Annotated in this window: 21 protein-coding genes and 2 tRNA genes; 5 read left to right on the top strand and 18 right to left on the bottom strand. The window is 43.6% G+C overall.

What is annotated here, in order from left to right; genetic code table 11:
• Positions 1 to 253: 253 nt before the first annotated feature.
• Together EXT47_RS14880 and ggt are read right to left on the bottom strand one after the other, a co-directional pair.
• Positions 254 to 2,269, bottom strand: a complete 2,016-nt coding sequence (locus EXT47_RS14880) for an amidohydrolase family protein (protein WP_130126961.1) — start codon at positions 2,267 to 2,269, stop codon at positions 254 to 256.
• Positions 2,270 to 2,381: 112 nt separating this feature from the next.
• Positions 2,382 to 4,076: a gamma-glutamyltransferase gene (gene ggt, locus EXT47_RS14885; protein WP_130126962.1), complete on the bottom strand. Its 1,695-nt coding sequence runs from the start codon at positions 4,074 to 4,076 to the stop codon at positions 2,382 to 2,384.
• Here ggt and EXT47_RS14890 point away from each other — a divergent pair.
• The 5 genes from EXT47_RS14890 to EXT47_RS14910 all read left to right on the top strand — a co-directional run bounded on the left by EXT47_RS14890 (position 4,054) and on the right by EXT47_RS14910 (position 8,426).
• Entirely contained in the window at positions 4,054 to 4,404 is a 351-nt protein-coding gene (locus tag EXT47_RS14890) for a hypothetical protein (protein ID WP_226899333.1), read from the top strand. The genes ggt and EXT47_RS14890 overlap by 23 nt on opposite strands.
• Positions 4,397 to 6,859, top strand: a complete 2,463-nt coding sequence (locus tag EXT47_RS14895; protein WP_223193494.1) for an EAL domain-containing protein — start codon at positions 4,397 to 4,399, stop codon at positions 6,857 to 6,859. Before EXT47_RS14890 ends, EXT47_RS14895 begins: the two co-directional genes overlap by 8 nt.
• 126 nt (positions 6,860 to 6,985) lie before the next feature.
• Complete coding sequence (gene zur, locus EXT47_RS14900; protein ID WP_039494096.1) at positions 6,986 to 7,420, top strand: zinc uptake transcriptional repressor Zur; 435 nt, start codon at positions 6,986 to 6,988, stop codon at positions 7,418 to 7,420.
• An 80-nt stretch (positions 7,421 to 7,500) separates the two neighbouring features.
• On the top strand, positions 7,501 to 7,971 hold the full coding sequence (locus EXT47_RS14905; RefSeq protein ID WP_010607100.1) for a chemotaxis protein CheX: 471 nt from the start codon (positions 7,501 to 7,503) through the stop codon (positions 7,969 to 7,971).
• 23 nt (positions 7,972 to 7,994) lie between these two features.
• The gene (locus EXT47_RS14910) at positions 7,995 to 8,426 is read left to right on the top strand and encodes a secondary thiamine-phosphate synthase enzyme YjbQ (protein ID WP_039494094.1); all 432 of its coding nucleotides are present in this window, start codon (positions 7,995 to 7,997) and stop codon (positions 8,424 to 8,426) included.
• 4 nt (positions 8,427 to 8,430) lie between these two features.
• Here the strand turns inward: EXT47_RS14910 and alr are convergent, their stop codons facing one another.
• The 16 genes from alr to EXT47_RS14990 all read right to left on the bottom strand — a co-directional run bounded on the left by alr (position 8,431) and on the right by EXT47_RS14990 (position 19,059).
• Positions 8,431 to 9,513 (bottom strand): alanine racemase, encoded by a 1,083-nt coding sequence (alr, locus tag EXT47_RS14915; protein ID WP_039494091.1) that lies wholly within the window; start codon positions 9,511 to 9,513, stop codon positions 8,431 to 8,433.
• A 19-nt stretch (positions 9,514 to 9,532) separates the two neighbouring features.
• Positions 9,533 to 10,912 (bottom strand): replicative DNA helicase, encoded by a 1,380-nt coding sequence (dnaB, locus tag EXT47_RS14920; RefSeq protein WP_039494088.1) that lies wholly within the window; start codon positions 10,910 to 10,912, stop codon positions 9,533 to 9,535.
• 120 nt (positions 10,913 to 11,032) lie between these two features.
• Entirely contained in the window at positions 11,033 to 11,971 is a 939-nt protein-coding gene (locus tag EXT47_RS14925) for a DUF4097 family beta strand repeat-containing protein (RefSeq protein ID WP_069021359.1), read from the bottom strand.
• Between the two features lie 10 nt (positions 11,972 to 11,981).
• A complete protein-coding gene (locus tag EXT47_RS14930; RefSeq protein WP_045987985.1) occupies positions 11,982 to 12,461 on the bottom strand; it encodes a hypothetical protein in 480 nt (159 codons plus the stop codon).
• Positions 12,454 to 13,005, bottom strand: coding sequence for an RNA polymerase sigma factor (locus tag EXT47_RS14935; protein ID WP_010368802.1), 552 nt, complete (start codon positions 13,003 to 13,005; stop codon positions 12,454 to 12,456). Before EXT47_RS14935 ends, EXT47_RS14930 begins: the two co-directional genes overlap by 8 nt.
• A 206-nt stretch (positions 13,006 to 13,211) precedes the next feature.
• Complete coding sequence (locus EXT47_RS14940) at positions 13,212 to 14,954, bottom strand: polymer-forming cytoskeletal protein (protein ID WP_130126963.1); 1,743 nt, start codon at positions 14,952 to 14,954, stop codon at positions 13,212 to 13,214.
• Between the two features lie 4 nt (positions 14,955 to 14,958).
• Positions 14,959 to 15,447 carry a PilW family protein gene (locus tag EXT47_RS14945; protein WP_130126964.1) on the bottom strand — a complete coding sequence of 163 codons (489 nt, stop codon included), beginning with the start codon at positions 15,445 to 15,447 and terminating at the stop codon, positions 14,959 to 14,961.
• The gene (locus tag EXT47_RS14950; RefSeq protein ID WP_240701624.1) at positions 15,444 to 15,866 is read right to left on the bottom strand and encodes a prepilin-type cleavage/methylation domain-containing protein; all 423 of its coding nucleotides are present in this window, start codon (positions 15,864 to 15,866) and stop codon (positions 15,444 to 15,446) included. The genes EXT47_RS14945 and EXT47_RS14950 overlap by 4 nt, the downstream gene beginning before the upstream one ends.
• Complete coding sequence (locus EXT47_RS14955; RefSeq protein WP_130126965.1) at positions 15,857 to 16,315, bottom strand: GspH/FimT family pseudopilin; 459 nt, start codon at positions 16,313 to 16,315, stop codon at positions 15,857 to 15,859. Before EXT47_RS14955 ends, EXT47_RS14950 begins: the two co-directional genes overlap by 10 nt.
• Entirely contained in the window at positions 16,299 to 16,712 is a 414-nt protein-coding gene (locus EXT47_RS14960) for a type IV pilin protein (protein ID WP_099028967.1), read from the bottom strand. Before EXT47_RS14960 ends, EXT47_RS14955 begins: the two co-directional genes overlap by 17 nt.
• Positions 16,713 to 17,148: 436 nt before the next feature.
• Entirely contained in the window at positions 17,149 to 17,601 is a 453-nt protein-coding gene (gene rplI, locus EXT47_RS14965) for a 50S ribosomal protein L9 (RefSeq protein ID WP_010368808.1), read from the bottom strand.
• A gap of 35 nt (positions 17,602 to 17,636) precedes the next feature.
• Positions 17,637 to 17,864: a 30S ribosomal protein S18 gene (gene rpsR / locus EXT47_RS14970; RefSeq protein ID WP_002962753.1), complete on the bottom strand. Its 228-nt coding sequence runs from the start codon at positions 17,862 to 17,864 to the stop codon at positions 17,637 to 17,639.
• An 11-nt stretch (positions 17,865 to 17,875) separates the two neighbouring features.
• Entirely contained in the window at positions 17,876 to 18,205 is a 330-nt protein-coding gene (gene priB, locus EXT47_RS14975; RefSeq protein WP_010368809.1) for a primosomal replication protein N, read from the bottom strand.
• 38 nt (positions 18,206 to 18,243) lie between these two features.
• A complete protein-coding gene (gene rpsF / locus EXT47_RS14980) occupies positions 18,244 to 18,585 on the bottom strand; it encodes a 30S ribosomal protein S6 (protein ID WP_010368810.1) in 342 nt (113 codons plus the stop codon).
• 206 nt (positions 18,586 to 18,791) lie between these two features.
• Positions 18,792 to 18,867: transfer RNA gene (locus EXT47_RS14985), tRNA-Gly, on the bottom strand.
• Between the two features lie 116 nt (positions 18,868 to 18,983).
• A tRNA-Gly gene (locus EXT47_RS14990) sits at positions 18,984 to 19,059 on the bottom strand.
• Between the last annotated feature and the right edge of the window lie 5 nt (positions 19,060 to 19,064).

The raw sequence follows: 19,064 nt of genomic DNA on the forward strand, positions 1-19,064 counted from the left end.
AAAAAGTAAATTTATCCATTACACAAGATTACACCGAACCATTTTTACGAATTTTTTATTAGATAGTAATAGGAAAGTCAGAACGGTTTGTTTATTTATTGAACAAACCTCTGTTTTAGAAACACTTTTGGTAAAACTCAGAAATACAATTTAGTCTGATATCGAGGTAACGAAAATAAAACCAGTGCAAGTTTTATATTTATTAGCACTGGTCTTACAGCATCAAACTATTACTTTTATAATGTACTTAATATTACTTTAGCGAAGGCGAGGTAGTGAACGGCTTCACTCCAATCGCTTGGTAAATTTCAGCAGGCTTAAACGCTTGCTCTCCTTTGATCACCAATGTCGCTTTTTGCAGTGCCGTAATATCCTTAAGTGGATCGCCGTCGATCAATACTAGATCTGCCACTTTACCCTTAGCAATTGAACCTGTTTGATGTGCAACGCCCATCAATTTGGCGCTTTCTAGCGTTGCCATATTCAGCACATCAGCCGCTGGAATGCCCGCATCAACGTAAAGCGCTAGCTCACGGATCAAGGTAAAGCCTGCAATATTATCCGTTCCAGGTACCATTGGAACACCAGCATCATAGAGCTTTTTCAGCATTTTTTGCATTGCCTCACCCGACTCTTGGTAGCTCAGCTTAAATTGTTCATCAACATGCATCTCAGCCCCTTTTAAACCACGAGCGAATGCAATTGGCATATGCTCTGAAATAGCTGCAAATTCCGGATTGATCTTTTGATCTTCTGCCATCAATAAACTTCTGAAGGTAGATACAGTAGGATCCACAACGATGCGCTTATCGCTTAGCAGCTTGATGAATGCATTCATCTCTGGACTATCGAGCGATAAACCAGAGGCTTGCTCTCCCATCAGTGAAAACCGTTTTTGTGTTCTGGTATCCACTTCTTCACCAGCAAGGAAATTAAGGAACAGCATATTAATGTGCTGAATCTCATCATAACCATTTGCAATGGCTTGCTCTGCCGTCATAAACGCAGGCACGTGACCGCTAAGTCTCAATCCACGACTGTGCGCACGTTCAGAAATAGGCTTTACCCAGTTCGGATCGATAGAAGAATAGAGCTTTACTTGAACATAGCCATTATCGGCAAAGAAATCGACCGTCTCGAGTGCTTCTTCCAATGACTTCACACTTAAGCCCGCTGAGTTTTCGCTGTATTTATCCATAAAGCCAGCACGGTACACGCGAGAGCCCAGCACCTGATTGGTGTTAAAGAGCGCTTCAATTTCCATAATATTGTCGTGCTCGTTACCCATGTCCCTAACGCTGGTAACACCGTTCGCAATATTTAAAATACCGTTCTCTTTTGATAAATGACCGTGCATATCCCAAAGCCCAGGGATCAAGGTTTTCCCTTTTCCATCAAGGCTAACCACGCCATTTTGCTTTTTAATATGTTTAGCGATTTCGACAATCTTGCCATCTTTAATCAATACATCATGGTTTTTCAGCAGTTTTTTCTGCTCACCATCAAAGACAGCAACATTTTCAATCAGTAATGCAGGGACATCATGTGTCAGCTTGCTTGCGAGGTTTTCTAAATGCTGCTGTTCGGCTTGTTTTTGGATAGCCTCAAGTTCTTCGAACTGTGCTTTGGTGTAGCCGTCGCGCAAGACATACATTGGCCCCCAACTTTGTGCGAAGTAGTTACCATCGTCGTCATACCATGCAAAATTAGGAGTAAGACTAAGGCCACTCGTTACTAATAGATGAACGGTTTGCTCCCCTAACTTCATCGTCTTCATTTTTTCGATAAGCATTTTACCTTGAGGGTAAACATCTAATTCGTATTTATTATTTTTTAGAACATAACGCATCGTCGCGTTATCTAGTGCAAGGTGGTTATTAGACGGTACGTAGAAATCGAGTGTCGCATCAGCCTTAATGCCTGATTCATTGACACTTTTCCACTGCGCAATGCCTCTGTTATAGCTAAACGTTTCGTCAATTGTGGAGCCAAAAGCAGAACGTCCTTTAAGACTAAAATTGATGGGTAGTCCTTTTTCATTCAACTTTAAGGTTTCATCAATTAAGATCCGACGGTTGTTCCAGCCAAACTCAATTTTGGCTTTATAGTTTTGCTCGTCGATTTTTTCTTGGGTTAGTGTGCCTGCTAAGCCCTTTTCTGAGTAAACATTATTGGTAATGGTGTCAGCAAATACCACCCAACTTTGGGTAGTTAAAAGCGCCGCAACGAGTGTCGACAAGGCACTTCGCTTTGTTATTATTTTTGTCATGTTCTTGTTCCTTACATTTCCGTTTAACAACAATGATATTACATCAAGATAACAAAAAGCGAAGCGCTTTAACTGTTACAATTCGTGTTGATTTCACCACTCAATCAGGCTTTTAGTAACCTGCTGCTTGGCCATCTTTCCTTGTTTCGGATGCACCATAGTACACTCCAGTTTTACCATCTCGCATAATCGCTTGATAACCACCATAGGGACCAACTGCTTCTTGTAATTTGTGACCCTTTTTTATCAGCTCTCTACGGGTTTCCATGGAAAAACCAGACTCGAGACTAACATACCCTCCATCAGTCATGATTTCACCGGTTGGTTGCGATGAACCACTATGCAAAATTCGAGGCGCATCGCCCGCTTCTTGTAGATTCATACCAAAATCAATCATGTTAATGAGGATCTGCGCATGCATTTGCGGTTGAGTCGCGCCTCCCATCACGCCATAACTCATCCATGGTTTACCATCTTTTGTGACAAAGGCAGGAATAATGGTGTGAAAAGGTCTTTTTCCCGGCGCATAACCGTTGTAATGATTTTTATCTAACGCAAACAGCTCGCCTCTATTTTGTAATACAAAGCCAAGCTTAGCTGGAGTCATACCCGAGCCCATACCACGGAAATTACTTTGGATCAGCGACACCATATTCCCTTCTTTATCGGCAGTCGTGAGATAAATGGTATCCCCTTCTACAGGCCCTGCATGATCGCGTTTAGCTGCTTTATTTGGATCAATCAATGCACGCCTTTTATCAGCATATGCTTGCGAAATAAGCGTCGCGACGGGTATCTCATTAAAGTCTGGATCGGCGTAGTATTTTGCCCTATCTGCAAAGGCAAGTTTTTTTGCTTCAACAAAGGTGTGAATATACTCTGGGCTGTCGAATCCCATTGCCTTGATATCATAGCCCTCTAAAATATTGAGAATTTGCTGGGCGGCAATGCCCTGACCATTAGGAGGTAGTTCCCATAACGTGTAGCCGCGATAATCAGCACTTACGGGGTCAACCCACTCACTGTGGTGCTCAGCCAAGTCTTGGTAACTTAAGTATCCACCATTGGCTTTCATGTAACGGTCAATTTCTTTAGCAATTTCGCCTTTATAAAAGGCATCGCGGCCTTTTTCTGCAAGTAACTCATAGGTATTAGCGAGTGCCGGATTCTTAAATATCTCCCCCTTTTTAGGCATTTCACCCTCTGGCATAAACACTTCTTTAAATCCGGTATATTGCTCACGGGCCGACACCGAGCGCTGCATATAATAAGCAATCAACTCAGAAACTGGAAAGCCGCTTCTAGCGTAGTCGATACTGGGCTGAAGTAACTGTTTCATTGGCAGTTTGCCAAATTTGTTGTGCAGTTCAAACCAACCATCGACCGCACCGGGTACAGAAACGGGAAGCGGCCCATAGCTTGGAATTGTATCGCCTTGCTGCTGTAATTTTGCTAGCGAAAGGCTTTTTGGTGAGCGCCCAGAAGCATTGAGACCAAATAACTTTTGTTGCTTCGCGTCCCACACAATCGCAAATAAGTCGCCACCAATACCGCAACCTGTAGGCTCAACTAAGCCAAGCATGGCATTGGCTGCAATTGCAGCATCTATGGCGCTTCCGCCTTGCTTCAATACCTCTATTGCGACTTGGGTTGCCAGTGGTTGAGAAGTTGCCGCCATGCCCTGAGTTGCAATCACCTCAGAGCGGCTAGCAAAAGCTTTTCCGGTGATCCTGTCATAAGCGAGAGCCGCTGAGCTTACTGATGCACAAAGCATACTAACCAGCGTGCATTTAACTACCTTATTCATTATTTTCTCTTTTGTTGTTTTCTTTTTAACCAATATAAAAAGCCAAATTGCTTACAGCAATTCATTTGCGGTCAAAGCGAAAGAAAACGAGATTGGACCTAATGCGAAAACTCAACAATCCATTGCCATAGCACTCGCTCTACCACGAGAATATTCGCCCAAATTTGATACAGGTTTTTGCAGCTGGACTACACTAGTGATGGATCACTCTGCAGAAAAAAGTAAACGCGTTTATTCGCGTAAGAGCAAGAAGCACGGTCTGGGTAATCGCATTGAAATGAAAATCCTAATCGGGATTGAGGTAATTGAATTGGTTATTTATGAGTAATCGGGTTATTTCTATAAATTTAAAACAAACGCTGACTTGGGGCACGGTACTCTGTGGCTTGGTGATCTCGTCTCTTATCATCTCCATATCATATGTTAGCCAACGAGACATGCTGCTCGAAAGCTATGAGACCAAACTAAGACAAAATTTAACTCATTTAGGTAAACATCTTTTTACTGAGTTTGTGGAGGGCAACAATAATCAAGTTAGCCTGACTCTCGAGGATTATCATTCTGACAGTAAATATAAAGCACTCTTCCTTATTCAAGGAGAAACGCTCATCAACGAAACCCAACACTCAGCGACTGGACTACAAGTATTTAATCAAGTTATCAGTCAGGCGCAAGCGACAGCAACACTACGCACACTTGACCTCACTGTAGCATTTGACCCAAATCAGCAGCACTTTCTCGCAGCCATTCCCATTTCACCTAAAGTGCCCGTCGCTGAGTCCGCTGATGTAGTTAGGCTGGTTGCTATTTATGACGTAAGCACCGTTTTTCTTTCGTTAAAGCAACAATTGATAACGAAGGCGAGTATTTTAGCGGTGTTTTTGATACTCATCATTATTGCGCTACTAAGCTTTACCCATTACTTCATTCATAAACCAATCAAAAGACTGATCCAAGTAGGCGATGCATTATCCACAAAGTCTTTGAGCAGTAGAGCCGACATCGTGGGACATGGCGAGCTTGGAGTCCTTGCTAAGCAATTCAATGTCATGGCACAAACGTTAGAGAAAAACTGGCAACAACAATTACAAAGCACTCAGGAATTACAGCGCCGTCACGCTCTTATTAATAGTGTTTTTGAGGCTTTACCGGATATATTCTTTATAATCAATACGGACGGTACCATCTTAGAATGCCATACCGGAAAATCAGACGACTTGTATATGTCGCCTGAGCAGTTTATCAACAAGAAAATGGCGGAGGTACTGCCCTCCCACGCAGCTAAACAATTTAGCCAAGCCATCAAGTCTGCCAATCAGCGCCACCAATTAACCCAAATAGAATATCCACTGACAATTGCTGATCAAGCGAAGCTATTCGAAGCTCGGTTATCTCCTATTCCAGGAACAGATCAGCTAGTTATCGCAGTGCGAGATATCACCGAGAAAAAGCGTCAAGAAGAAGTCATTTTACATCACGCTTTTTATGACTCATTGACCGATTTACCAAATCGCTTTTTAGCGATGGAGCGGCTAGCACAGCAACTGTTTGATGCGGAACGCAACGATGAGCTTGCGGTAGTGTTTTTTATTGATTTAGATGATTTTAAAAGGATCAATGATTCACTCGGACACGAAACGGGGGATCAAATTCTCATCGCTTCAGGAGAAAGGCTCAAGCAATCGCTACGTGAGCAAGATACCGTGTCACGGCTTAGTGGTGATGAGTTTATTGTGTTGATGGGAGGGTTTAAGCACACTGCAGACATTACCTCTGTTGCCGATATGCTCATCAAACTTTTTCACCATCCCATTATTGTCGACGATAAAGATTTTAATATTTCAGTCAGTATAGGCGTTGCTATCTATCCTTTAGACGCGAACTCCCCCCAAGAATTACTTAGCTGCGCTGATACCGCAATGTACAATGCCAAAAGTAATGGTCGCAACAACTACTGTCTATTTAATCAGAAGATGAGTCAACAGTTATCTCGGCGCATTGAAATTGAGGAAGCATTGCGCGTAGCACTGAATGAAAACGAGTTAGAAGTGTTTTACCAACCGCAATTTTATATTGAAGACAGTGATGTATTTGGCGCGGAAGCTTTACTCCGCTGGCACAGTAAAACACTGGGTAATGTCTCTCCTGCGGAGTTTATTCCCGTCGCAGAACAAAGCGGTTTGATCATCGACATCGGATTGTTTGTGCTCTCAACTGCTATTAACCAAGCACACCAATGGCAGCAACACTTAGACTCCGACATCCGTATCGCAATCAATTTATCACCTAGGCAGTTTAAAGATCCTAACCTATTGAAACAGATAGAGCTATTAGTAAAAGACATCCCGATTGCCAATCGCTTTATCGAGTTGGAGATCACAGAAGGCGTACTGATCTCAGGACAGGCACAGGTAAAACAGACCCTAACCCAATTACATCAGTTAGGATTTAAATTATCTTTGGATGATTTTGGTACGGGCTATTCGTCACTGAACTATCTCCGTCATTACCCCTTTGATTTACTCAAAATCGACCGCAGTTTTATCAGCGATATGCTCGCCACTCGCGAGTCTAAAGCCTTAGTTAAAACCATTATTGCCATGGCGCATAATTTATCGATGAAGGTAGTCGCCGAAGGCGTGGAGACGCTGGAGCAATTGCGTTTATTGCAGCAACTGGAGTGTGATTTTGGTCAAGGATATCTGATCAGCAAGCCGCTTTCTGCAGCACAGTTTGAAACCTTTTACCATACTAAGATCGAACCAGTTAAGCGCTCTTCTTAGCAAGAAAAACAAACTTTAAAAGCAACATCGCGCCCGAATATCCACTTGAGATAATAAATCAGGGTAAACACAAGACTAATAAAAATAATATGTTAGTATTGCAAGGCAGTGTAAGGATTTTGAATCATGAATATAGAGTTACTAGTTAGCAAAGCCAAGCAAGTATGTGACAACCGTGGTGCACGATTTACTCCTATTAGAGAAAAAGTATTTAGACTACTCGCCTCTAAACAAGGTGGCGTTGGCGCATACGACTTACTTGAAGAGCTCAAGTTAACGGAAGCGGCTGCAAAACCCGCTACCGTATATCGTGCCTTAGACTTTCTTTCTGAGTTGGGTTTTATCCATAAAATAGAAAGCACTAATGCGTTTATGCTTTGCCACCACTTCGACCACACACATCCAGTGCAGTTACTGATCTGTGATAGTTGCGGTAACGTTCAAGAGTTACACTCAAACACGATTTCGCATGAACTGAACAACCTAGCTGCTGAGACTGGATTTGTAGTTACAGAGCAAACCATCGAGGCTCATGGCCGTTGCGAAAAATGTAAAGATTAAGTGCAGTGAGCAAAAAAGCCCACTACACTTATCACTAAGAGCGACACTAATTTATTAAAAATGCGTAAGGGAAAGTCCATATGAATGTAGAGTTCATCAACCCCTTTTTATCATCTCTAATCAATGTATTGGCTACAATGGCGCAAACAGAATTGACGCCGGGTAAGCCAAAAGTGAAGAAAGACGAAGTCGCACAAGGTGATGTATCGGGTCTGATTGGCATGGTTGGTCCACAGACGAAAGGGTCATTTTCGATCACCTTTGAAGAGAACTTAGCGCTAACCATTATGGAGCGTATGCTTGGTGAACGCCCAGATTCCATAAATGAAGACGTCACTGATATGGTTGGTGAAATCACCAACATGGTCACTGGCGGTGCTAAAAACCTGCTCGGCGAAAAAGGCTACGAGTTTGATATGGCAACACCGGTTGTTGTTTCAGGCCCAGGCCATACTATCACCCATAAATGTGATGGCCCTAAACTTATTATGCCATTCACCTCTCCTGACGGTAATGCCAATATCGAAGTCAGCTTCGACAAACTCGCCTAATAGTTAAAAGCACACGTTACTTTATGAGTTGGACTCAAAAACAAATTACCTTGAAGCCTCGAAAACGAGGCTTTCACTTGGTAGACGACGAGATTATCTCTCAGCTTCCAGAATTACATGACTATCGTATAGGGCTGCTGCACCTGTTTATACAACACACCTCCGCCAGCCTAACAATTAACGAAAATGCGGACCCAACGGTACGCATGGATATGGAAAGCCACTTTAATCATTTTGTACCACAGAGGCAAAGCTACTACCGACATGACTATGAGGGCGATGACGATATGCCAGCACATATCAAATCCAGCACCTTAGGATGTGAAGTAACCATTCCCATTTCTGAGGGCCGCCTGCGTTTAGGTACTTGGCAAGGTATTTATCTCGGTGAGCATCGTGACCATGGTGGTGCCAGACGCGTTATCGCAACGCTTCAAGGTGACAGAAAAGGCTAAGCGCTTAGCCTTCGATGTATTCGTAGCTTACTCTTGGGGTGACGTTACACAGCAGCTCATATGGAATAGTATCTGCACATTGTGCTATTTCTTCTACAGGCAGGTTTGGTCCCCACATTTCTACTTCGTCACCAACTTGAATGCCATTGGGGTTATCACCAATATTCACACTGATCATATCCATAGACACGGTGCCGACTATGCCATAACGCTGGTTACCAATAACCACTGGAGTGCCAATTTTGGCGTGTCTGGGATAACCGTCTCCATAGCCAACACCAATAACGGCAAGATAGGTATCCTGTTCACATTGCCAACGTCCGCCATATCCCACCGCTTGATGCGCTCTCACCCGCTTGATGGCAATAACTTTAGTGGTCAAGCGCATGACTGGCTTTAAACCGTGTTGCTGGCCAACACGCGCAAGCATAGGTGAAACGCCATAAAGCATTAGGCCCGGACGGATCCAGTCGCCATGAGATTCTGGCCAACCTATGATCCCCGCGGAGTTTGCCAAACACAATGGTGCGTGACTTTGGCCAACTAAAGACTTAAATAGTACTTGCTGTACTTCGGTTTTATTGTCTTTGATATCATCAGCACAAGCAAAATGTGTCATTAAGTGGATTTTATCAGCAACATTTTTTGAGCGCTTAAGGCGGGCATAAAATGCTTCAAACTCTTCAGGCTCAACACCAAGACGGTGCATACCAGTATCTACTTTTAGCCAAACTGTAAGCGACGCATCTAAATTAGCACGCTCAATGGCTTCAAGCTGAGAAATGTCATGCACTATAGTTTGCAAATTATTGGCAAGTAAAATAGGTAAATCAGAAGGATGAAAAAAACCTTCTAACAAGACAATTGGTTTAGTGATACCACCTGTTCTAAGCGCGAGCGCTTCATCAACTCTCGCCACAGCGAATGCATCCGCATCTTGCAAATGCTGAGCTATTTTAACCAAACCATGACCATACGCATTGGCCTTAAGTACCGCCATAATCTTACTTTTTGGCGCCAGTTGTTGCGTTAGCTGTAGATTTTCTCTCAGCGCGGTTAAATCGATTTCAGCACTCGCTAGTCGCATTTCACTACTCAATTGACAGTTAATATTCGTCGTCCATTGCTGGACCCGCATAGTTATCGAATCGAGAGTATTGACCTTGGAAGGTTAACCTAACCTTACCGATCGGGCCGTTACGTTGCTTACCTATAATGATTTCGGCCGTGCCTTTGTCTGGACTATCATCGTTGTAAACTTCATCACGATAAATAAACATGATTAAGTCGGCATCCTGCTCGATAGAGCCTGATTCACGTAAGTCAGAGTTTACTGGACGTTTATCTGCACGTTGTTCTAGCGTACGGTTAAGCTGAGAAAGCGCGATAACTGGACACTGCAGCTCTTTGGCTAGTGCCTTTAATGAACGAGAAATTTCAGCAATCTCAAGCGTACGGTTGTCCGAAAGGCTCGGTACGCGCATGAGCTGCAAGTAGTCCACCATGATCATGCTGATCCCACCGTGATCGCGTGCAATTCGTCTAGCGCGTGAACGCACATCCGTTGGCGTAAGACCGGATGCATCATCTATGTACATCTTGCCCTTTTCCATCAGTAAGCCCATGGTGGATGACAAACGTGCCCAATCGTCATCATCTAATTGACCGGTACGTACTTTGGTTTGGTTGATACGGCCGAGTGAGGCGAGCATCCTCATCATGATCTGTTCTGAAGGCATCTCTAGCGAGTAGATCAGTACCGGCTTATCTTGCGTCATCGCGGCATGCTCAGCCAAGTTCATCGCAAACGTGGTTTTACCCATCGACGGACGCGCTGCAACAATGATCAAATCAGAAGGCTGCAGTCCTGCTGTCATCTTGTCTAAGTCGCCGTAGCCTGTACTTACCCCGGTAACACCATCTTGTGGAGATTGGTAAAGTTCTTCAATTTTATCAACGGTTTTCTCTAGGATGCTGTGAATACTTTGCGGACCTTCAGTGCTTTTAGTGCGCTGCTCAGCAATCTTAAATACCTTGCTCTCAGCCAAATCTAACAGCTCATGGCTATCTCGTCCCTCAGGATTAAAGCCTGCCTCTGCTATTTCATTCGCCACACCAATCATTTCGCGAACAACCGCACGTTCACGTACGATACTCGCGTATGCATCAATATTTGCAGCACTTGGCGTGTTTTTAGCAATCTCAGCAAGATAGGAGAAACCACCTATGATTTCTAACTGATTGTTCTTTTCTAGATTCTCAGAAATCGTGATTAAGTCGATAGGTTGACTAAGCTCTACCAGCTTTTCCATCGCTTCAAAGATCAGCTTATGGGTTCTGGTATAAAAGTCATGAGACACCACCAATTCCGCAACACGGTCGAAGGCTTCATTATCTAGCATCAAGCCACCGAGCACAGATTGCTCAGCTTCAATTGAGTGCGGTGGAACTTTTAAGGTATCGACTTGTATATCTGGTTTAGCCATATCACAACATTGAGAAATTGAAGGCCCTCTATTGTATCTGGTCTACCCATAAGTGCAAATAACAAAAGGCCAGAGTTTGGGGGGAAACTCTGGCCTTTTGTTATTTGATGAAAGTGCGTATTAGTTACGCTTTAGCTCAATATTGCCGCTAACGGTATCGATTTCTACATCTGCATTACCACCGTTAAGCACAAACTCAAGTGAACGAGCTGGGCCATATTTGGCTTTTTTAACTTGATCTGAACTTAGCTCATTGGTGATATGGCCGCCTGAATGCGCGTTGATTTCAAACCTTGCTGATACATCCGTAGGGAAATAAAGCTCAATATCGCCACTAACGCTGTCCATATTTATATTGGCGTTGTCCAGTAACTTTGCTGCATATACTGCTATTTCGCCGTTAACGGTGGATAAGCGTAAGTCTTTTAACTCTGCCATCTTCAACTCGACTTCGCCATTGACGTTTTCTAAGCGCAGCTCGGTTGCAGTGGTTTGCGTTTTAATTTCGCCATTAACCGCGTTAAATCTTAGCTTACCGCTCGAAGCGATATCCTCAATGTCCCCATTGACGGTTTCAAACTGAATATTGCCATCTAAGTCACGACTATCAATATCACCATTTACCGTTTCTAGTGCAATTTTACCGCTGATTTTACTCGCTTTAATATTGCCGTTGACCGTTTTGATACGGGCGCCCGCAGTTAAATCAGCAGCTTCAACGTCAACTACCACTCCTTCAAAATTTAATTCGCTGCTACGAGGCATGTAAATAGTAAGTTTAGAGCCATCTCCACCGCCCCAACTTTTATAGCGTCTTGGCATCTTCACGATAAACTCGGTTACCTCACCAGAGGTTTCTAGTTTATAACCCTCGGCTTTATCGTCTAACTCGCCAGTCACTTTAAAAACGTTTTTATCCCATGTTTTTATCGTTACGTCACCGCGCTGATTCTCGATGACAACTTTACCATTTGCAGGAACCGATAGTTCTTTATCGATAGATTCTCCGGCGAACACTATCGCAGGTAGCGCCGCTAGGCTAATAATTAATGCTTTCATCCTAATTCTCCTAAATTTGTTGCCAACGAGGTTGGTGAACCTTATTGATTAAGTCGAGTTGCTGCTGATAAACCTGAGCTAACATTTTTAACAGCGCAGCGTTCTCAGGATCTTGCTTTAAAGACAACTTAATCGCTTGTTCCGCCTGCTCGAGCTCTTGCAATTGTGTCTGCCAATCAGAAGTCAGCGCTGGCTGCGTTTCATATTGAACCAGTAAAGACTGTTTTTGCTGCTCAAAAAAAGCGCTAATATTAGCCAGTGAGTCTTGCTTAGGCTGATTCATAATGACTTGCCAAGCGAGTAAACCCGCAATAGTACACGCCGCAATACCAGATAACTTTTGCCAATTATTTTGCTTTGGCGGTTGTATCGGTTGTGCTTGATTGATTGCACGCTCAACGCCTTGCCATAAGTCACGTTGTGGCTTTGGCTGCGACTGTTCGTCATTCAGTGCGGTATGCATAAATTCATCAAAAGATGGTTTAGTCATTGTTGTACCACTCCTGTAATAAGTTACGTGCTCGGTGATATTGCGATTTGCTCGACCCTACGGCCATGTTTAACATATTGGCAATTTCCTCGTGGCGATACCCTTCGACAGCATGTAATACGAAGACCAACCTGGCACGTTCCGGCAATCTGACAATAAGTTTATCGAGGCCATTTAGCTCTCCCAGCTGCTCAGCACCTTGCTCATCCAATCCGGATTGTTCAAAGCTTACGACCTTTTGTAACCAGTTTTTTTGCTTTCTAAGATAACTGATAGCAATATTACTGGTCACACTATGAAGCCAAGTCGTAAATTGTGATTGCCCTTTAAATTGGTCTATCTTTTGCCACAATTGCACAAAAACTTCCTGACATGCATCTTCTGCATGAGCGGGCTCAGCGAGCAATCTAAGACATAATGCATATACGCGACGGTGATGTTGCTCAAATAGTTCGCGAAATGCACCTTGATCCCCTTGCTGACATCTAGCCACTAGCGCATCGGTTTGTTCTTGTGTAAATGCCTCTTTGGCATTAATTATCATGCGTCTGTTCCTTTGGGTTGATTCCTTCATCTTCGCATATCGAATGGAACAAACAAAGTCACCAACGCTCAATTGCCAATTTCTACTTTTTTATAAAGTACTTATTTAGACGCGGGCGAAACCAGAAATGGTTTAAATGGGTTGGAAAAATTTTTACTTTTTTATTTAGCAGCAAAAAGTGGAGCCTGATGCTCCACTTAGGAAAGTTACTCAGCGCTTTTAGCTTCACTCTCATCGGCAACTTGATAGGGTTTATAGTGCCAGCCCTTAAAGACCAATGTCGGCTTTTGCCCTGGCGGCTGCACACCAATACCCGAATTTTTTAATGCTTGATCAAAGTGGATCCCTGTACCACCGGTACCAGTAATCGATGCCCCTCGAACTGTACCGTACAATTGCCCACTACCATTTAACAGAATAGAAGTTAACGGTGAATAAATAGCAGCATATAGCGATGATGCGCCGCTAAATACAAAACCATTAGGGCCATCAAAAGAAGAATACACGCTAAACACCGGCAGTTTGCTCTTCTTGGTTAAGCCTTCTTGCTCAGCAATGACCTTAGCACTTGCGCCAATAGAAACTTTGCCAGTGGTGAACACCGTCAAAGAGCTTTCTTTTTCTATCCAGATATGGGTGTCGCCGGTTAATTTCAGGTCCCCATCAATCAACCAAATCACATCGCCACCAGAGATCTTGATTTTGCCATCCGATCCTAACTTCAACCCTTTAAATGGAAACGCGAGCTGCGTTTTTTCTGTCGCGGTGCCGAGATTCTGATCTACCCCTTGGAACAAATAAATGGTGTGCTCTTTTGCAACATACACACTCGAGCCATTACGCTCGTACACAGCCTGCTTAGGTTTAAAGTGTAAGATTTGTTGCGCCCCTACATTTAAGGAAGAAAAGTCGTTATTTGGATCAATGATGCTATCCATATTAAAAGGCAACGCCAAAGGATCACATTCTTTATTTGGCTTTGCAGGGTCATAGTCGGGAGAATCTGGATCGTACACTTTTACCGGTTCAACCACTAAGTCAGCGACTCTAAATTTAGCATCGGAGTAATGCACGCCATCTTGAACTTGCAAGCCAGTATCTTTAAATTGACCGCTGCCAGTATATTGAATATCGAACGCATCGCCATTTTGGTTGAGGATCTCAGCGCCCCACTCCATTTTCGCATCACCCATGGCACGCACATAACCTTGGACCTTGCCGCCTCTATGCGTAAAAAAGCCGCGGCTGTATACATTACCTTCCACTCTAATACCGCTTGATGACGGCGAAATATCTACCCCGGTATTTGACCTAACGTCACCCAAAATAGGTGAAGAGCCTTTTAAGTAAATCACACCAGATGCTTCAACATCGCCTTTAATCGGAGAGTGACCTGATAGCACCACATCTGCATCGCCTACCACAGTGTGTACATCACCATCATGGCTTTTTGTTTCTTCGTAAGTGCCTTTCGATGAGTCATAGCTATCGACAGAGCCACTACCAGATAGATTCACACCTTTACAGCCAGTCACCGCATTTTGGAATATGGACTCTTTCGCTGCTGGCTGTAACTCGAAGCGTGCAACTAGTCGATGGTTCGCGTGCTCACCATGACGCTGACCTAAGCTTTCAATTTCAAACTCATTGCCATTGGCATTAACCGAGATCTGATATTGCGAATCAGTGATCGTTCCACTACCTGTTTTGTTTATACCATTTATCAGCGCATTGACGTCTTGCGGATTGCCACTTAACGCCGCATCCAGCTTTTGACGATATTCTCTGATCCCTTGTTCAGCCACTAATCTTGCATTAATGTCTTTTTGGAAGTTACCACTTAATCTTTCTTGTACAACACCTTCCTTGAGGGAAGCGAATACCACAACGCTAGCCATGCCGCCGAGCAGCATCACTTTAACCAGTGTAAAACCTTGTTGTTGTTTCATTGTATTAGCTACCTAATCCAGCGTAAAAATTCATCTGTATGCCTGCACCGTATTGTGTCGGAAAACTACTACCCTGTATTGTGACTGTAATTAACTGACCACTGGCATCGGTTGCAAATGTGAGTCCAGTTACCCCCTTCAAAAGATTGATATCACCCGTGCCGCGATCGCACACTAAATACCCATCTTGTAAAAAATAGCGCTCAGTGTAGTCAACCATGGGGACACTGCCATCACAAGCGGGGACCCCTGCCAATTGGCGGATCGTAATATCGGTCGCCGTCACAGTAGGGACTTCCTGAGTTTGCTTGATGCTGCGCATCATCACTCGATTGGTATAGCGAACAATCTCTTGCGATGTTGCAAGCTGCTGGCTTGTCGTCACCGTTTCTTTTATCGACGTGTATGACGTTGCAATCCCAATCACCAATACTAACCCCACAACCATAGCAACCATGAGTTCCAGTAAGGTATATCCCTTTATTTGTTTCATACGCCTCCTCCTGGTGGTGGAGAGCAAGTATCCTCAACATTTGGGTAACTGGTAGTCAAAGAAATTTGGTTTTCAGCAGGGTTTTTTACTCGCTTATCTTCCCAGTTCACCGTAAGCTGCATGTTATTGCTATAGGTCGCAGGCAACACTAACGTAAAGCGACTATCCGCAGGATGCAGCTGTTGAATAAGTGGATTGGCGAGCGTCATATCATTGTTGTTATGTTGCAATTCACATAACAAGGGCCATATTCTCTCAATTGCGTTTTGACCATGAATTAACGCCATCGTGTATTGAAAGCTATTGGAGGCAAACTGTAATGACTTAAGCTGCGTCGCAGCAAGACCAAGCAACATTAGCCCAGCCACCAACATTGACACCACGACCTCAATGAGAGAAAGCCCCTTACTTAACTGCAATTTTGTTCCGCCTCAGCTAACCAACTTTGACCACTGACCAGCACACATAAACGATAATCCTGGGTATCGGTAATGTTGTCGGTGATCAATATGTTGTTTGTCGCCAGCACTTCGCCACTTTCGCGCACAACTTGGTCGGCCAGTGCCACTTCTATCGAGCTGTGTTTAATAGAAAACCGCCCCACTTCGGTCAATTGGCCATTTTCATTGGTTTTCACAACCCAGTCGCTGTCCTCAACGACCAGTGATACCTGTTGCTCACGTCGAACCGCTTCACTGCGGGCCAAGCGATATACCGCCTGCAGTTGATTAGCATGCGTCGTAAGTCTGTCTTGCTGAATTTGCTTTATAAAACTTGGCGCAGCTATCGAAGCTAAAATTGCAAGTATTGCCATGGAAATAAGCAGCTCAAGCAAGGTAAACCCTAAATGTCTATTGCCAGCAATCATTGTTCTTCGGTCCTTGTTCACCAAGATGGTTGATACTTAGCACACCACACCTGTCAGCCGCTTGTGCTTTTCCTACTATTGGCGTGGCTGTAAATTGATATCCTAAATTACGGTATTGCCCAACTGCGCCATTTGGTTTATCAGTGGGAATATATTTAAACGTGTAGAATTTAGACTCAGGCAAATCTGTAAGTAAACTCGCATCAGGGTAGCCACTATTGCGGCTGTATATGCGTTCGATCACCCCCGCCATTTCCAACATTTGCTGCTGTGCTTGCGAACGACGTCCATCCTGAACGTATTCCACATATGACGGATATGCCACACTAGCTGTGATCGCCACTATTGCAACGGCAATTAATAGCTCCGTAAGCGTAAAACCTTTATTTACAGACATTTAATTATTCCACCACTAAATTGATAGCGCTGTCATTTTATTCCACTTTATGACAGACAAAAGACAAAGAAAAGGATTAACCTATAATATGTAAACATAACATGGAGCGAAAGTTTCTAAAAAGGAAACTTATTACACCACATTACAGCAGTATTGCCTTTTGATATAAGGCAAACTTTGAGCGAGAGGATCATCCATGTCACACCTTAAATTGGTATGAATAAGATTATTATTATGATTTTCTTCGAGGGGTTACTTAATTCAGCCAAAGATTTGGATGCCAACAAAGCCAATATTTTTAATATTCAATGCATTCAGCATTAAGAATATCTGTTAGCTAGGTTTTTACTGCCCGAAATTCGAGCTCATTAAGGTAAATTAAGTGAATAAAAAGCCGTGTATAAAAATACACGGCTTTTTTAAGCTCAATTAAAAATTAAGCTTCAGCAATTACGATTACTTTGATCGTAGCTGTAACGTCAGAGTGTACTTGGATAGCTACGTCGAACTCGCCAGTCTCACGGATAGTACCAAGAGGTAGACGAACTTCTGACTTAGAAACCTCAACACCTACTGCAGAGATAGCATCAGCAATATCGCGAGTACCGATAGAACCGAATAGCTTACCTTCGTCACCCGCTTTAGAAACTAGAGTTACTTCAGCTAGTGCTTCTAGTTTTTCAGCGCGTGCCTGTGCAGCAACTAGCTCTTCAGCGATTTTCGCTTCAAGCTCAGCGCGACGTGCTTCGAAAGTTTCAATGTTAGATTTAGTTGCAGGAACTGCTTTACCCTTAGGGAATAAGAAGTTACGTGCGAAGCCAGATTTAACATTAACCTGATCACCTAGGCTACCTAGGTTTGCAATTTTGTCTAGTAGAATAACTTGCATGTCTCTACACCTTTTAAAAACTAGTAATCAGCTGCTTACTTGTGTAAGTCAGTGTATGGAAGAAGGGCTAGGTAGCGAGCACGCTTGATAGCAGTTGCTAGCTGACGCTGGTATTTAGCGCTAGTACCTGTGATACGGCTAGGTACGATTTTGCCACTTTCTGTTACGTAGTTTCTAAGAGTAGCCAGATCTTTGTAATCAATTTGTTGTACGCCTTCCGCTTTAAAACGGCAGAACTTACGACGTCTGAAATAACGTGCCATGAGTAATTTCCTCAATTAATTCTTTCAATATGTTGTGCGTGCAATACCAGCTGACTCAAGCCATTTCGGCTCTCGTGGCGATTTATAAAACCGCGAACTTGTAATGCTTGCCCAACGTATAAATGCTCAGTTTGGTTTCGGAACTGTTCTCCACTGGCAACCACTTGAATACGCACGTAGGCATTTCGAGTAAGGTCAGCCTCTAATTGCATTGATTTGTGCTCAAGTACAAATATGCAATGTGGGATCCCAGCTGGGCTTTGACTAAATTTAGGTGTTTTACAAATCACGCCCGAAAGCAGATATTGATTGGTATACAGGTCAACCTGATTACTCACCATTACCTCGAAAGGTTAGTCAAATCCGAAATCAACAACGATTAAGCAGAAGCTGCTTCTTTTTTCTCTTCTTTTGCAAGAGGAGACGCTTCAGTTACCGCGTTTTTAGTACGCATAACTAGGTTACGAAGCACTGCATCGTTGTAGCGGAAAGAAGTTTCAAGCTCGTTGATTACTTCAGTTGGTGCTTCAACGTTCAATAGAACATAGTGTGCTTTGTGAAGCTTTTCGATTGGGTAAGCCAGTTGACGACGACCCCAGTCTTCTAGACGGTGAATAGTACCGCCAGCTTCAGTGATAGCACCAGTATAACGCTCGATCATACCAGGTACTTGCTCACTTTGGTCTGGGTGAACCATGAATACGATTTCGTAATGACGCATGGATATTCCTTACGGTTAGTATAGCCTTGTCCCGTTTCGGCCAGTCGGGGTAAGGCAAGGAACGATAATAGTAAGGCCGAAAGAGCGCGTATTTTACGCGTAGCATTAAAATTAAGCAATCAGTTTGTTATGAAAAATTGGTGGAATAAGACTATATCTGCAAGGTTTTTTTAGAGTGATTGAAAAACAAGGATATTTAGGAGAGTTGGAGCGGCACACGAGGTTCGAACTCGTGACCTCGACCTTGGCAAGGTCGCGCTCTACCAGCTGAGCTAGTGCCGCATTCCATAGTTAGCTCATTATATTGTCGGTAATTACGCAAGGTCGCGTTGATTACCTACTGCAGCTGAGCTAGTGCCGCATTACATTTTTTAGTTTATACACCTAAAACAAGTGTTTGGAGCGGCACACGAGGTTCGAACTCGTGACCTCGACCTTGGCAAGGTCGCGCTCTACCAGCTGAGCTAGTGCCGCATTCC

The organism is Pseudoalteromonas sp. CO342X (assembly GCF_004208915.1).
Lineage (GTDB): Bacteria > Pseudomonadota > Gammaproteobacteria > Enterobacterales > Alteromonadaceae > Pseudoalteromonas > Pseudoalteromonas maricaloris.